Origin of the sequence: Kitasatospora sp. LaBMicrA B282 (genome assembly GCF_050325825.1) — a bacterium.
Classification (GTDB): domain Bacteria; phylum Actinomycetota; class Actinomycetes; order Streptomycetales; family Streptomycetaceae; genus Kitasatospora.
Genome location: NZ_JBNQTI010000028.1, coordinates 23,514 through 38,322 on the forward strand (window position 1 = coordinate 23,514; position 14,809 = coordinate 38,322).

A 14,809-nucleotide genomic window follows, 5' to 3' on the forward strand; every position below is an offset into this window, starting at 1 on the left:
CTAGGCGAAGCACCAACGTCGGGGCGGCGCCGGGCACGGCGCGGCCCCGACGCGTTCCGCCACCCCTCGTGCGGGGCCCGTCGATCAGAGCTCCTTGATGCCCTTCCGCTCGACCGCGCACGGGGTGTAGCCGAGCCAGGCGTTGATCGCCAGCATCGGGGCGTTGCTCGCGTCGTTGTTGGTGTAGGCCGTGGTGAGGCCGGCCGCCCGGGCCCGGTGCAGCGAGGCGGTCTTGGCCAGCTTGGCCAGGCCCCGGCCGCGGAAGGCGGGGCGGGTGGCGGTGAAGGCGGACCAGTAGCTGGTGCCGCCGTCGTCGTACACCACGCTGAACGCGGCGGGCTCGCCGTCCACCAGGGCCACCACGGTCAGCTCCGCGCGCTGGTCCGGGTGGGTCCAGAGGGTGTCCAGCCACTCCTGGTAGCTCATCGGCTCCTGCGGCACGTCGCCCGGCTCGTCCACCGACGCGTCCCGCTCCACCAGGTAGACCGGCCACGGGTCGTCGCGGAACTCGACGGCGGAGCGCAGCTCCACGCCCGCCGGCAGCGGCGGCACCGCGGGCAGCGGGCCGGTCAGGTCGAGGGAGGCGAACTGCCCGGTGCGCCCGAGCCGGTAGCCGTGCCGCTCGGCGAAGCCCAGGTCGCGCGGCAGGTCGTCGACCCAGCCGTGCGTGTGGGTGGCGCCCAGCCCGCGCAGGTAGGCCTCACCGGCGGCCAGCAGCGCGCTGCCCACGCCCCGGCCGCGGTGCTCGGGCAGCACCGAGACGTTGAGCGAGGCCTGGTCCGGGATGCTGCCGCGCGCCATCAGGGAGCAGCGGGCGCTGCCCACCACCTGGCCGTCCAACTCGGCGAGCAGCAGCCGGTGCCGCTTCTCCGGCGGCGTCCGCTCCACCATCCACGGAATGAGTTCGGGGGTCAGGACGAGGTACGGCCGGCCGGCCCGGTGGCAGGCGGCGGCCGCCACGGAGTCGGCAGGGGTGAACTCGCGGATTCGAAGCGTCACGGGCCGCACGCTAGACCCGGCTCGCCGCGGTGTGCGAACGATTTACCGGCCCGGCCCGGCCCGGGCGCGGTGGGCCAGGCAAAATACCGGTGCCGCGCTGCGACCGAACCGCCGGCCCAGCCCGTCCTGGTGAGCAGAGCCCCGCCACCGAGCGGGTCCGCATGGCCGGCGTGCGGTTCTTGACCACAAGGGACAACCACGATGAACGACGAGTTCAGTACCTCCCTGGAGGAGGAGCTGGCCACCCTCAGTCCGCCCCCGCTGGGCGACCTGGTCGGCCAGGCCGCCCGACGCGGCCGCCGGATCCGCCGGGTCCGGATGATCGGCGGTGCCGCGGCCTCGGTCGCCGCGGTCGCCACCGTGGCCGCGCTGCTGGGCACGCTGGGCAGCGGGCCGCAGCACACAGCGGACCTGGCCGGCGCGGCCGCCGCGCTCTCCACCGCACCCACCCCGCTGCCGGGCGACCCGCCGCCGCCGTCCGCGGCGCCCGACCCGGGCGGCGCCGCCGTTGCCTCACCGAGCGCTTCTCCCAGCTCCTCGGCGGGCCCCTCGGCGAACCCCTCGACCACGCCCGCCCCCACCGGCCTGGCGCCCGGGTCGCCGCCGCCCTCCCGCAGCGGCGCCGACCTCCCCAGCACCCACCCGGTGCCCCCGCCCACCGGCGGCGCCATCACCACGGCCCCGCTCCCCACGCCGAGCGCCGGCGGCACGGTGCCCACCACCCCGGACGGGCTGGTGGCCGAGGTGGTCGCCGCCCTGCCCGGCCGCCCGGCCACCGGCCCGTACGCGGCCGTCGGGCGCGACGCCAACGGACAGGCGAGTGCGCAGGTCTACCTGAACGACAGCCGCGGCACCAGCATGGTCCGGGTCTTCCTGACCAGCGGCGCACTGGACTGCTCCAGCGGCTGCGGGACCGACGGCCGCGGCCAGCCGTACCAGGTGTCCCACGAGTCCGGGAACTGCATCCAGAGCACGGTGGTCACCACCCAGCACCCGGACGGCAGCCTGGTCACCGTCCAGCTGAGCACCTGCCTGGCCTGGAACGGGTCCCAGAACCCGGCGAGCTTCGAGGCACTGAGCCAGGACCAGGCGGTCCAGCTGGCCGGCGACCCGTCGATCGGCATCCTCGAGCCCGCCGCCCAGGCCGCCCGCGCCGGCACGGAGTACGGCAGTCTGCCCACGTTCCACTGACCGCGGTCAGCGCCGCGGTCCCGGTCCTCCCGGGGCCGCGGCGCCCGTGCTTCCATCACCTGAATCGATCCCGGGGGGGACCGACCGTGCGCAACGAGTCCGAGTTCATCGCCTTCGCCGAGGCGAACGCCACCAGACTGCGGCAGATCGCCTACCTGATGTGCCGGGACTGGCACCTGGCCCAGGACCTCACCCAGACCGCACTCACCAAGATGTACGTGCACTGGAACAAGGTCTCCCGCGACCAGGGCGGCGACCCGTTCCGCTACGCCCGCAAGGTGCTGCTGAACAGCCTGCTGGACCACCGGCGGCGGCTGAGCAGCACCGAGCTGACGGTGGAGCAGCTGCCGGACCGGCCGGCGGCCGGCGGGGACCGGACGGCCACCCGGCTGACCCTGTTGGAAGCCCTCGACCTGCTCTCCAAGCGGGACCGGGCGATCGTGCTGCTGCGCTACTGGGAGGACCAGAGCGTGGAGGCCACCGCGGAGATCCTCGGTCTGAGCACCTCGGTGGTGAAGTCGCAGAGCGCCCGGGCGATGACCGTGCTCCGCCGCCACCTGGGCCAGGACGGCACGCTGCTGCACAGTTGAGCCCGCCGCCCGCTCGGGCGGTGCGTCCACGACGTCACGATTGGGTATCGCTCCTGGCTACCCCTGCCGAATCGGCCGCCGGAGGTTTAGAACAGGGCCCATGTGGTTGCTCTTCCTGGTCCCGGCCTGCGTGGTCTCCGTCCTCGCCTGTCTGCGCCTGGTCCGGGCCGCCGCCGCGGCGGACGCCATGACGGGCCTGACGGAGGACGAGGAGGAGGAGCAGCCGGCGATCGGACTGTACGAGACGGCCTACCTGGCCGGTGGCCCCGAGCGGGTGGTGGAGCTGGCGCTGGTGCTGATGAGCGGGCGCGGCCGGCTGCACCTGGCGCACACCGGCTGGACCACGGTGGTCGACCCGAAGGGCCGCAGCCGGCTGGAGCGGGCGCTGATCAAGGAGATCGGTCCGGAGGGCCAGTGCCGCACGTCCGAGCTGCGGGAGGCGCTGAGCGAGCACCCGACGGTGGCCGAGATCGGCACCCGGCTCACCCTGGCCGGGCTGGCCACCCCGCCGGCGATCCGCGAGACCACCCTGCTGGCGGTGCGCCAGGTCCGCCAGGCGCTGCTGCTCTCGGTGGTGCTGCTGGTCGCCGCGCTGACTCTCACCGAGCCGGGCCGGCACACCGACGCCGCCGCGCTGGCCTGGTTCTCGCTGCCGCTGATCCTCACCACCGGCACCCTGCTGATGGCCCGGGTCGACATCCACCCCTACACCCGCTGGGCCGCCCCGGCCGGGGACGAGGTGCTGCGCGAACTGCGCCGCCGCCCCCGGCGCCCGGGCACCGGGGCGGGCGACGGCCCGCAGGACGTCGCCGACGCCGAGCGGCGGCTGCTGACCGCCGTGGCGATCGACGGCGCGGAGGCCCTGGCGGACGCCCGGCTGCGGATGGCCGTGCGCGGTTGACCACCGCACCGCGGTGCACCGGGCAGCCGCCCCGGTGCACCGTCGGGCGGGCCGCCCGGGGCGGCCCGCCGGGGAGGCGTCAGGCGAGCCCGTTCAGCAGCTCCGCGATCGGCTTGCGGCGCCCGGTGTAGAACGGGACCTCCTCGCGCACGTGCAGCCGGGCCCGGGACGGGCGCAGGTCGCGCATCAGGTCCACGATCCGGTGCAGCTCGTCCGCCTCGAAGGCGAGCAGCCACTCGTAGTCGCCGAGCGCGAACGAGGCCACCGTGTTGGCCCGCACGTCGGGGTAGCCGCGGGCCATCTGGCCGTGCTCGGCGAGCATCGCCCGGCGCTCCTCGTCGGGCAGCAGGTACCACTCGTAGGAGCGGACGAACGGGTAGACGCAGACGTAGTCGCGGGCCCGCTCGTCGGCCAGGAAGGCCGGGATGTGCGACTTGTTGAACTCGGCCGGGCGGTGCAGCGCCATGTTCGACCAGACCGGCGCGAGCGAACGGCCCAGCGCGGTGCGGCGGAAGCGGTTGTAGGCCTCCTGGAGGTCGTCCGAGTCCTCCGCGTGCCACCAGATCATCAGGTCGGCGTCGGCCCGCAGGCCGGAGACGTCGTAGCTGCCGCGGACGGTGACGTCCTTGGCGGCGAGCTGCTCGAACAGCTCCTCGACCTCGGTGGCCAGCGCGCCGCGGTCCTCGGGCAGCGCGTCCTTCAGCCGGAACACCGACCACATGGTGTAGCGGATGACCTGGTTGAGGTCCCGGGCCTTCTTCTTGGGCGCCTGCTCGTTCGGCGTCTGCTCAGTGGTCTCGGTCATGGTCGCACTCTCCGTTCGTCACTCGGCATTGTCGCTCCGGGCCCTCAGGCGCCGGTGCCGGGGGTCAGCAATTCGTCGGCGGCCCGGCGGGCGCTGGCCACGCAGGCCGGGATCCCGACCCCCTCGTAGGCCGCGCCGGCCACCGCCAGGGCGCCCGCCCCGGCCACCGCCGCGCGGATCCGGGCCACCCGCTGCTGGTGGCCGACCGGGTACTGCGGCAGCCCGGCCCGCCAGCGGTCCACCGAGCTCGCGTACGGCCGCGCGGTCAGCCCGACCGCCTCGCGCAGGTCGGCCAGCGAGCGGGCGACCAGCTCGGCGTCGTCCAGGTCCAGGGCGGCCTCCTCGCGGTAGCGCCCGAGCGAGGTGCGCAGCACGAAGGCCTCGGGGGCCGCGCGGTCCAGCCAGCCCCACTTCTGCGTCGAGAAGGTGGCGGCCTTGATCGAGCGGCCGTCCACCGGCGGCACCAGGAAGCCGCTGCCGGGCGGCGGCGCGGGCAGCTCGGCCCGGTGGAAGGCGAGGGTGACCAGCGCCATCCCGGCGTACTCCACCGCGGCCAGCTCCGCGGCGGCGGCCGGCACCTCGACGGCCAGCAGCCGGGCGGCCACCGGGGCCGGGACGGCCAGCAGCACCGCGGCCGCCTCGATCGGGCCGGCCGCGGTGCCCACCCGCCAGCCGCTCGGGGTGCGGCGCAGTTCGGTGGCCGGGGTGTTCAGCCGCAGCCGGACGCCGGCCTTCTCGCAGGCGGCCGCGACGGCCTGCGGCAGGGTGCCGATGCCGCCGCGCAGGCCCTGGAAGACCGGGCCGCCGGCCTGCGGGCGGTCCAGCAGCGCGTGCACCCCCTCGACCAGCGAGCCGCCGCCGCGGGCGATGGCGAGCAGCTGCGGCACCGCGGCGCGCATCGAGATCTCCGCGGCCCGGCCCGCGTACACACCGCCGAGCAGCGGTTCGACCAGCCGGTCCACCACCTCCGGGCCGAGCCGCTCGGCCACGTAGGCGCCGATCGCGACGTCCCCGTCGGCGCCGAAGTCACCCGCGGGGGCCGGTCGTTCGGCCTGCGCGCGGGTCAGCCCCGCGGGGCTGAGCAGGTCGCTGGCGGCCAGCGCGGCCAGGTCGCCGGGCACGCCCATCAGCTGGCCGCCGGGCAGCGGGCGCAGCGCGCCGCGGGTCCAGACGGCCGCCTTGGCGGTGCTCGGCGGCTCCAACTCCTCGGCCAGGCCGACCGCCCGGGCCAGCTCGACCGCCTCCGGGCGGCGGGCCAGCATCGACTCGGCGCCCAGGTCCACCCGGATCCCGCCGACCTCGCCGGCCTTCAGCTTGCCGCCCAGCCGGTCGCCGGCCTCCACCAGGGTGACCCGGGCCCGGGCCGGCCCGCCGGCCGCCCCGCCGAGGTGGGCGGCGGCGGCCAACCCGGCGATGCCGCCACCGATCACGACGACCTCGGGCAGGGCTCCTGCCGCTTCTGCTTCTGCCATGGCCGCAGTCTCGCAGACCTCACGGCCCGGGCCGGACCGCACCGGCACCACCCGGACCGGCGGGGTCAGCGGGCGCTGGCCTCGTGCACGAAGGCGACCAGGCGGCTCAGCGCGTCCGGGTCCATGCTCGGCACCACGCCGTGGCCGAGGTTGAAGATGTGGCCGCTGGTGCCGAGCGAGGAGGCCGCGTGCAGCACCTCGCGGGCCTTGGTCTCCACCACCTTGGTGGGCGCGAAGAGCACGGCCGGGTCGAGGTTGCCCTGCAGCGCCTTGCCCGGGCCGACCCGGCGCGCCGCCTCGTTGAGCGGGACCCGCCAGTCCACGCCGACCACGTCGGCGCCGGCCTCGCCCATCAGGCCGAGCAGCTCGCCGGTGCCCACGCCGAAGTGGATCCGCGGCACGCCGAGGTCGGCGACCGCGTCGAAGACCTTGGTGCTGGCCGGCATCACCGAGCGGCGGTAGTCGTCCGGGGCCAGCGAGCCGACCCAGGAGTCGAACAGCTGGACGGCGGAGACGCCGGCGTCGATCTGCACCTTGAGGAAGCCGGCGGTGATGTCGGCCAGCCGGTCGACCAGCTCGGCCCAGAGCTCCGGCTCGCCGTACATCATGGCCTTGGTGCGCTCGTGGTTCTTCGACGGGCCGCCCTCGACCAGGTAGCTGGCCAGCGTGTAGGGGGCGCCGGCGAAGCCGATCAGCGGGGTGCTGCCGAGCTCGTCGACCAGCAGGCCGACCGCCTCGGTGACGTAGGAGACGTCGTCCGGCTCCAGCGGGCGCAGCCGCTGCAGGTCGGCGGCGGTGCGGATCGGGTCCGCGATCACCGGGCCGATGCCGGGCTTGATGTCCACGTCGATGCCGACCGCCTTGAGCGGCACCACGATGTCGCTGAAGAAGATCGCGGCGTCCACCTTGTGCCGGCGCACCGGCTGCAGGGTGATCTCCTTGACCAGGTCGGGGCGCATGCAGGAGTCGAGCATCGGGATGCCCTCGCGCACCTTCAGGTACTCGGGCAGCGAGCGACCGGCCTGCCGCATGAACCAGACCGGCGTGTGCGGCACCGGCTCGTGCCGGCAGGCCCGCAGGAAGGCGGAGTCGTACGCCCGGCCGCGCCGGGCGGGCTGGGCGGCGGGGGTCGGCACGAGAGGCTGGGCAGCGGTCGTCTCACTCACCCCGCCATCCTCCCACGCGTCCTGGCGGATCAACTCGCTGCCCGCTCGTGGGATCGTCCAAGGGCGTGCCGCTCCGCCGTGATGCGATCCTCAGGGCCTAATCTTCAGCTCATGGCAGCGGTCGGCGGGAACCACGCACAGGGTGGAACGGGCAAGGAGTCGGTGTCGATCCCCGCGGCGGAGCCGCCCAGGCAAACCCCGGCGGAGCCGCCGAGGCACACTGCGGCGGAGCCGCCCAGGCACACCCCGGCGGAGAAGCCGGGGGACGCCGCCTTCCGCAGCGCGGTCGAGGCGCTGGCCGGGCTCCGGCTGCGCCCCGAGGTGCGGCTCGCGCCGGCACCGGCGCCGCGCCGGCTGGCCCCGTTCAGCTGGGCGGTGACCGCCGAGGTGGAGGTGGACGGCGAGGAGCTGGCCGACGGGCGCTTCGTGCTGCTGCACGACCCGGCCGGGCAGGAGGCCTGGCAGGGCGAGTTCCGGGTGGTCACCATGACCCGGGCCGAGCTGGAGCCGGAGATCGCCGGCGACCCGATGCTCACCGAGGTCGGCTGGGCCTGGCTGATGGACGCGCTGCAGGGCCACGGGGCCGGGCACGCCGCGCCGGGCGGCACGGTGACCCGGTGCGCCTCGCAGTACTTCGGCGCGCTGGCCGAGCGGCCGCCGTCCACCGAGATCGAGCTGCGGGCCTCCTGGACGCCCTCCGACGGCCGGTTCGAGCGGCACCTGAGCGCCTGGGCCGACCTGCTCTGCGTCTGCGCGGGGCTGCCCCCGAGCCCGCCCGCGCCCCTGACCGCACCGGACGCGCCGTCACTCGGCGGAGTGGTCCCGATGCCGGCCCGGCGCCGCCCGCGCTCACACTGAAGGCTGACGGTCCGTCGGCGCGCACCCGTGGCCGCCGAAGGCGCCGCCGGGCTGCTCACCGGGCGTCACAGCGCGTGATCGAGCGTCAACTACCCAGCAGGGGCTGACCGTTTCATCACGTTCCCGATCGATTTCTGACGCTCAGTGGGCATGTCGCGCCATTCGTCCACGCAATTTGTCCGTATTGTGACTCACTAGATCGTGATCATTCGCTAAAGCCAGGCACGAATGCTGCCGAAGCAGTCTGTGACCCTTTCCACACGCGGAACACTCCGACTCCTTCGCTCATCGGGGTTCCGTCCGCCACTCCCCTCAGGAGGCACGGTGTCGGTCCTGCTGGAGCACCCCGCAAACGTGGTCGCCTACCGTCCGACCAAGCCCACCGCGATGGTGGTGATCGCCGACCCCCGGGTCCGCAACACCGTCACCCGCCACCTCTGGGCGCTCGGCGTGCGCGACGTCATCGAGGTCTCCTCGATCACCGAGGCCCGCCCGCGGGTCTCCACCCCGCGCGACATCTGCGTGGCGGACGTCCACCTGCCCGACGGCTCGGGCCTGACCATCCTGGCCGAGACCCGGGCCGCCGGTTGGCCCAACGGCCTGGCGCTCTCCGCGGCCGACGACATCGGCGCGGTGCGCAGCGCGCTGGCCGGCGGCGTCAAGGGCTACGTGGTCACCGGCACCCGCACCAACATGGCGATGCCCGGCCGTCCGGGCCTGCCGCTCGGCGCGGCCCACCTGGCCGGCCGGATGCGCCGCCCGGGCCTGCCGGGCACCCCCGGGCACCTGAGCGGCGTGCCGGGCAACGGCGCGGCCCCCGGCGCGCCCGGCGCCCAGCCCGCCGCCTACCGCGAGCTGTCGGGACGCGAGGTCGAGGTGCTGCGCCTGGTCGCCGAGGGCCAGTCGAACAAGGCGATCGGCGTGGCGATGGGCCTGTCCGCGCTGACCGTGAAGAGCCACCTGGCCCGGATCGCCCGCAAGCTCGGCACCGGCGACCGGGCCGGCATGGTCGCGGTCGCACTGCGGACCGGCATCATCCACTGATGGTCGGCCGGGGCGGCGGCCCGGAGGAACGTTTCCTCCGGGCCGCCGGCCGTTTCCGGGTGCCTCTCGTGGGCCGACCGGGGGCCGCCCGCGGCCATCCGGGTGCCGGTCGGGTGCTGCTCAGGTGTCGGCCTGGTGTGCGTCCGGTGACCGGGTTGTGCCGGGAATCCGGCGGGGTGGGCCGGGGCCGCTCACGGCGGCCGACCAGGGTCCCCCTGACGGGGGTCGTCGTACCCTTGGTGGGTGACCGACGCCGCTGAAGCCATCGCCCTAGAGACCGCCCCGGTGCCGCTGCTCGAGCCGCGGGAGGGCCTGCCACCGGTGGTCGCCGACCAGGCGGCGCTGGCCGAGGTGGTCGAGGCGTTCGCCGGCGGTACCGGCCCGGTCGCCATCGACGCCGAGCGCGCCTCCGGCTACCGCTACGGCCAGCGCGCCTACCTGATCCAACTGCGCCGCGCCGGCGCCGGCACCGCGCTGATCGACCCGATCGCCTGCCCGGACCTGACCGGGCTCGGCGCGGCCCTGGCGGACACCGAGTGGGTGGTGCACGCGGCCACCCAGGACCTGCCCTGCCTGGCCGAGGTCGGGATGCGCCCGCAGCGGCTCTTCGACACCGAACTGGCCGGCCGGATCGCCGGCTTCGCCCGGGTCGGCCTCGGGCCGATGACCGAGAGCGTGCTCGGCTACACGCTGGCCAAGGAGCACTCCGCGGTGGACTGGTCCACCCGCCCGCTGCCCGAGCCCTGGCTGCGCTACGCCGCCCTGGACGTCGAGGTGCTGGTCGAGCTGCGCGACGCACTCGAACAGGAGCTGGACGGCCAGGGCAAGCTGGACTGGGCGCTGCAGGAGTTCGCCGCGATCGCCGCCGCCCCGCGCCCGGCCCCCCGGGTCGACCCGTGGCGGCGCACCTCCGGGATGCACAAGGTGCGCCGGCGCCGGCAGCTGGCCGCAGTCCGCGAACTCTGGCAGGCGCGGGACCGCCAGGCCCAGGAGCGCGACGTCTCGCCGGGCCGGGTGCTCTCCGACGCGGCGATCGTGGCGGCCGCGCTGGCGCTGCCGACCAACGTGCAGACCCTGCAGGCGCTGCCCGGCTTCGGCCCCCGGGTGCACCGGCGCCAGCTGGAGCAGTGGCTGGCCGCGGTGGAGCGGGCCCGGGCCGTCCCGGAGTCCCAGCTGCCGCCGGCCGCCGCCCCGCACGAGGGTCCGCCGCCGCCGCGGGCCTGGGCCGAGAAGGACCCGGTGGCCGCCGCCCGACTGGCCGGCGCCAAGGCCGCGGTGGCCGAGCTGGCCGAGCAGCACCACCTGCCGGCCGAGAACCTGATCACCCCGGAACTGGTCCGCCGGGTCTCCTGGGAACCGCCGGCCGAGGCCACCGCGCCCGCCGTCGCCGGAGCGCTGCGCGCGCTCGGTGCCCGCCGCTGGCAGGTGGAGCTGGTGGCCCCCGCGGTGGCCGAGGCCTTCCAGGCCGCGGCGGCCGCGCCCCGGACGCCCGCCAAGCCGGCCACCCGGCCGATCGACTGAGACGCGCTGGTTGCGCCGTCCGGGTGTCCTGCCTGCACGCGTGGTGCGGGACACACCGGGACGGGTGCACCCGGCCCTGGGCAAGTTGGTTACCGACCAGTAGCATGACCGTGAAGCAGCGCTGCTCGTGCGAGCACGCCTCTGCGCACCATGCCATGTCCCCTGGGAGGAGAGCCCCCGTGCCTCGTACCGCGAGGGACGTCGTCTTCGTCGACGGCGTCCGCACCCCGTTCGGCAAGGCCGGCCCGAAGGGCATCTACCACGAGACCCGCGCCGACGACCTGGTCGTCAAGTGCATCCGGGAGCTCGTGCGCCGCAACCCGAACCTGCCCGTCGAGCGGATCGACGAGGTCGCCATCGCGGCCACCACGCAGATCGGCGACCAGGGTCTGACCATCGGCCGCACCGCCGCCATGCTGTCCGGCCTGCCGAAGTCGGTCCCCGGCTACGCCATCGACCGGATGTGTGCCGGCGCGCTGACCGCCGTCACCGCCACCGCCGGCGGCATCGCCTTCGGCGCCTACGACATCGTCGTGGCCGGTGGCGTCGAGCACATGGGCCGCCACCCGATGGGCGAGGGCGTCGACCCGAACCCGCGCTTCGTCTCCGAGAAGCTGGTCGACGAGTCCGCCCTGTTCATGGGCATGACCGCGGAGAACCTGCACGACCGCTTCCCGCACATCACCAAGGAGCGCTGCGACGCCTACGCGGTGCGCTCCCAGGAGAAGGCGGCCAAGGCCTACGCCAACGGCGACATCCAGCCCGACCTGGTGCCGATCGCGATCCGCAACACCAACCCCGACGCCGGCGAGACCGGCTGGGGCCTGGCCACCGCGGACGAGCCGATGCGCCCGGGCACCACGATGGCGAACCTGGCCGGCCTGAAGACCCCGTTCCGCCCGCACGGCAACATCACCGCGGGCAACTCGGCCGGTCTGAACGACGGTGCCACCGCCTCGCTGCTGGCCGCCGAGGACGTGGCCGAGGAGCTCGGCCTGCCGGTCAAGATGCGCCTGGTCGCCTACGCCTTCGCCGGCGTGGAGCCCGAGGTCATGGGCATCGGCCCGGTCCCGGCCACCGAGAAGGCGCTGGCCATGGCCGGCCTGACCATCGAGGACATCGGCGCGTTCGAGGTCAACGAGGCCTTCGCCGTGCAGGTGCTGGCCTTCCTCGACCACTACGGCATCGCCGACGATGACGAGCGGGTCAACCCGTTCGGCGGCGCGATCGCGTTCGGCCACCCGCTGGCCTCCTCCGGCGTTCGCCTGATGAACCAGCTGGCGCACCGCTTCGAGCAGCGCCCGGACGTCCGCTACGGCCTGACCACCATGTGCGTCGGCTTCGGCATGGGCGCGACCGTCATCTGGGAGAACCCCCACTTCGAGGGTGGTAAGTGATCATGAGCAACACCACTGAGCTCCTCGAGCGCGGCGCCGAGCTGTTCCCCGGCGAGGTCGTCACCACCGCGCACGTGCGCCACCTGGACCTGCCGCTGCAGGCCGGCAAGCTGGCGCTGATCACCCTCGACAACGGCTTCGACCACACCAAGCCGACCACCTTCGGCCCGGGCTCGCTGCTCAAGCTGTCGGTGGCGCTGGACCAGGTCGAGGCGGAGGCCGCGGACGGCAAGGTCGTCGCCGTCGCGATCACCGGCAAGCCGTTCATCTTCGCGGTCGGCGCCGACCTCAAGGGCGTCGAGCTGCTCAAGGAGCACGCGGACGCGCTGGCCATCGGCAAGGGCGGCCACGAGGTCTTCAAGCGGATCGCCGCGCTGCCGGTGCCGAGCTTCACCTTCTACAACGGCGCCGCGATGGGCGGCGGCGTGGAGATCGGCCTGCACTGCACCTACCGCACGGTGAGCGCGGGCGTGCCGGCCTTCTCGCTGCCCGAGGTCTTCCTCGGCCTGGTGCCCGGCTGGGGCGGCTGCACCATCCTGCCGAACCTGGTCGGCCCGGCCAACGCGGTCAAGGTCATCATCGAGAACTCGATGTCCCAGAACAAGCAGCTCAAGGGCAAGGAGGTGTTCGAGCTCGGCATCGCGGACGCGATCTTCGAGCCGGCCGACTTCCTGGAGCAGTCGCTGCTGTGGGCCGCCAAGGTCCTCAAGGGCGACGTCGCCGTCGAGCGCCCGGAGATCGACCGCGGCGACAACTGGGACCAGTGCATCGCCTGGGGCCGCGCGGTCGCCGACGCCAAGGTGCACGGCGCCGCCCCGGCCGCCTACCGCGCGCTGGACATCATGGCCGCCGCCAAGGACGCCGACCTGCAGAAGGGCTTCGACGCCGAGGACGCGGCGCTGGCCGACCTGATCATGGGCGGCGAGCTGCGGGCCGGCATCTACGCCTTCAACCTGGTGCAGCGCCGGGCCAAGAAGCCGTTCGGCGCCCCGGACAAGTCGCTGGCCCGCCCGGTCAGCAAGGTCGGCGTGGTCGGCGCCGGCCTGATGGCCTCCCAGCTGGCGCTGCTCTTCGCACGCCGCCTGGAGGTGCCGGTGGTCCTCACCGACATCGACCAGGAGCGGATCGACAAGGGCGTGGGCTACGTGCACGCCGAGATCGACAAGCTGCTCGGCAAGGGCCGGATCAACGGCGACAAGGCGAACAAGCTCAAGGGCCTGGTGCGCGGCTCGCTCGACAAGGCCGCCGCCTTCGGCGACGCGGACTTCGTCATCGAGGCCGTGTTCGAGGAGATGGGCGTCAAGCAGAACGTCTTCGCCGAGCTGGAGGCCGTGGTCTCGCCGAGCTGCATCCTGGCGACCAACACCTCCTCGCTCTCGGTCACCGAGATGGCCTCCAAGCTCCAGCACCCGGAGCGCGTGGTCGGCTTCCACTTCTTCAACCCGGTCGCGATCCTCCCGCTGCTGGAGATCGTCCGGGCCGAGAAGACCGACGACGCCTCGCTCGCCACCGCCTTCGCGGTCGCGAAGAAGCTGAAGAAGACGGCCGTGCTGACCAAGGACGCCCCGGCGTTCGTGGTGAACCGGATCCTGACCCGCTTCATGGGCGAGATCCAGAACATCATCGACGAGGGCACCGCGTTCGAGACGGTCGAGAAGGCGGTCCAGCCGCTGGGCCTGCCGATGTCCCCGATCGCGCTGCTCGAGCTGGTCGGCCCGGCCATCGCGCTGCACGTCTCGGAGACCCTGCACGGCGCCTTCCCGGAGCGGTTCACCGTCTCCGAGAACCTCGCCAAGGTGGTCAAGGCCGGCAAGCGCGGCTTCTACGTCTGGCAGGACGGCGCCCAGGTCCTCGACCCCGAGGTGCAGGCGCTGCTCTCCTTCGGCGACAACGCGCTCTCCGAGGAGCAGGTCCGCGCCCGCGCCCTGGAGGCGGTGGCGCAGGAGATCGGCCTGATGCTGGACGAGGGCGTCGTCGGCGAGGCGCAGGACATCGACCTGTGCATGATCACCGGCGCCGGCTGGCCCTTCCACCTGGGCGGGATCACCCCGTACCTGGACCGCGAGGGCGTCGCCGAGAAGGTCAACGGCAAGAAGTTCCTGGCCCCCGGCCTGGCCAGCGTGCCGGTCTGAGGCAGCCCCGCGGCGCGCTGCGCGCCCGCCGAGCGGCCTGAGGCGGCCTGAGGTCGCCTGAAGCGGCGCCCCACTCCAACCGGAGCGGGGCGCCGCTTCGCTATACAGCAAATCGGGACAAAGCGCATAATACCGATAGGCCAACGGGGTTACTCCCGACCGAGGGTCGGGAGCGGACTTGCACACCCGAAGGAGGCGAGTCGTATGGCCGACGTCTCACATCAAGCCGGTGACCTCTCCACCCACCCGGACATCGCGGAGATGCGGACCCGGTACGCGCGCATGATGGACGGACCGCAGGGAGTCGCCGTCGACGGACTCGTCGTGCTGGCCGGCCTCTACCTGGCCATCTCCCCCTACGTGGTGCACTTCAGCGCCACCAGCCACGAGCTCGTGGTCACCAACCTCATCCTGGGGATCGGGATCGCCGCGCTCGGGCTCGGGCTGACCCTCGCTCCGGCCCGGATGTTCGGGCTGACCTGGGCGATGGCCGCCACGGGTGTGTTCCTGGTCATCTCGCCCTGGGTGGTGACCGTCGGCCACACCGCCACCAGGGGCATCATCTGGAACCAGGTGGTCATCGGCGGCCTCACCTGCCTGCTCGCGTTCACCGCGGCCGGCATGGTGCTGGGCGGCGCCGGCAGCGCCCGGCGGCGCAGACTGTGACCCGTCCGACCGAGGTCGGAAACGGAGGAAAGGCCGGTGCCGGCCGACTCGCGGTGAGTCGGCCGGC

13 protein-coding genes are annotated in these 14,809 nt (G+C 74.0%); 9 read left to right on the top strand and 4 right to left on the bottom strand.

The window, feature by feature from the left end; all coding sequences use genetic code 11:
- Nucleotides 1-84: 84 nt before the first annotated feature.
- On the bottom strand, nucleotides 85-999 hold the full coding sequence (locus tag ACQRUO_RS10785) for a GNAT family N-acetyltransferase (RefSeq protein WP_428315568.1): 915 nt from the start codon (nucleotides 997-999) through the stop codon (nucleotides 85-87).
- 201 nt (nucleotides 1,000-1,200) lie between these two features.
- On the opposite strand from ACQRUO_RS10785, the gene ACQRUO_RS10790 reads away from it, so the two are divergent.
- The 3 genes from ACQRUO_RS10790 to ACQRUO_RS10800 all read left to right on the top strand — a co-directional run bounded on the left by ACQRUO_RS10790 (nucleotide 1,201) and on the right by ACQRUO_RS10800 (nucleotide 3,681).
- Nucleotides 1,201-2,190, top strand: a complete 990-nt coding sequence (locus ACQRUO_RS10790) for a hypothetical protein (RefSeq protein WP_428315569.1) — start codon at nucleotides 1,201-1,203, stop codon at nucleotides 2,188-2,190.
- An 86-nt stretch (nucleotides 2,191-2,276) separates the two neighbouring features.
- A complete protein-coding gene (locus ACQRUO_RS10795; protein WP_428315570.1) occupies nucleotides 2,277-2,780 on the top strand; it encodes a sigma-70 family RNA polymerase sigma factor in 504 nt (167 codons plus the stop codon).
- Between the two features lie 100 nt (nucleotides 2,781-2,880).
- On the top strand, nucleotides 2,881-3,681 hold the full coding sequence (locus ACQRUO_RS10800; protein WP_428315571.1) for a TIGR04222 domain-containing membrane protein: 801 nt from the start codon (nucleotides 2,881-2,883) through the stop codon (nucleotides 3,679-3,681).
- Nucleotides 3,682-3,760: 79 nt separating this feature from the next.
- Here ACQRUO_RS10800 and hemQ read toward each other — a convergent pair whose 3' ends face one another.
- The 3 genes from hemQ to hemE all read right to left on the bottom strand — a co-directional run bounded on the left by hemQ (nucleotide 3,761) and on the right by hemE (nucleotide 7,094).
- Entirely contained in the window at nucleotides 3,761-4,486 is a 726-nt protein-coding gene (hemQ, locus tag ACQRUO_RS10805; RefSeq protein ID WP_428315572.1) for a hydrogen peroxide-dependent heme synthase, read from the bottom strand.
- A 44-nt stretch (nucleotides 4,487-4,530) separates the two neighbouring features.
- Complete coding sequence (gene hemG / locus ACQRUO_RS10810; RefSeq protein WP_428315573.1) at nucleotides 4,531-5,958, bottom strand: protoporphyrinogen oxidase; 1,428 nt, start codon at nucleotides 5,956-5,958, stop codon at nucleotides 4,531-4,533.
- Nucleotides 5,959-6,023: 65 nt separating this feature from the next.
- A complete protein-coding gene (gene hemE, locus ACQRUO_RS10815) occupies nucleotides 6,024-7,094 on the bottom strand; it encodes a uroporphyrinogen decarboxylase (protein ID WP_428315596.1) in 1,071 nt (356 codons plus the stop codon).
- Nucleotides 7,095-7,235: 141 nt separating this feature from the next.
- Here hemE and ACQRUO_RS10820 point away from each other — a divergent pair, with 141 nt between their 5' ends.
- The 6 genes from ACQRUO_RS10820 (at nucleotide 7,236) to ACQRUO_RS10845 (ending at nucleotide 14,742) form a co-directional block, all read left to right on the top strand.
- On the top strand, nucleotides 7,236-7,982 hold the full coding sequence (locus ACQRUO_RS10820) for a DUF3000 domain-containing protein (protein WP_428315574.1): 747 nt from the start codon (nucleotides 7,236-7,238) through the stop codon (nucleotides 7,980-7,982).
- Between the two features lie 324 nt (nucleotides 7,983-8,306).
- The gene (locus ACQRUO_RS10825; protein ID WP_428315575.1) at nucleotides 8,307-9,026 is read left to right on the top strand and encodes a LuxR C-terminal-related transcriptional regulator; all 720 of its coding nucleotides are present in this window, start codon (nucleotides 8,307-8,309) and stop codon (nucleotides 9,024-9,026) included.
- A 243-nt stretch (nucleotides 9,027-9,269) separates the two neighbouring features.
- Nucleotides 9,270-10,547 carry an HRDC domain-containing protein gene (locus ACQRUO_RS10830; RefSeq protein ID WP_428315576.1) on the top strand — a complete coding sequence of 426 codons (1,278 nt, stop codon included), beginning with the start codon at nucleotides 9,270-9,272 and terminating at the stop codon, nucleotides 10,545-10,547.
- Nucleotides 10,548-10,726: 179 nt separating this feature from the next.
- Nucleotides 10,727-11,944, top strand: coding sequence for a thiolase family protein (locus ACQRUO_RS10835; RefSeq protein WP_428315577.1), 1,218 nt, complete (start codon nucleotides 10,727-10,729; stop codon nucleotides 11,942-11,944).
- Between the two features lie 2 nt (nucleotides 11,945-11,946).
- Nucleotides 11,947-14,076 carry a 3-hydroxyacyl-CoA dehydrogenase NAD-binding domain-containing protein gene (locus tag ACQRUO_RS10840; RefSeq protein ID WP_428315578.1) on the top strand — a complete coding sequence of 710 codons (2,130 nt, stop codon included), beginning with the start codon at nucleotides 11,947-11,949 and terminating at the stop codon, nucleotides 14,074-14,076.
- Nucleotides 14,077-14,280: 204 nt separating this feature from the next.
- Nucleotides 14,281-14,742 (top strand): SPW repeat protein, encoded by a 462-nt coding sequence (locus tag ACQRUO_RS10845; RefSeq protein ID WP_428315579.1) that lies wholly within the window; start codon nucleotides 14,281-14,283, stop codon nucleotides 14,740-14,742.
- The last annotated feature ends 67 nt before the right edge of the window (nucleotides 14,743-14,809 follow it).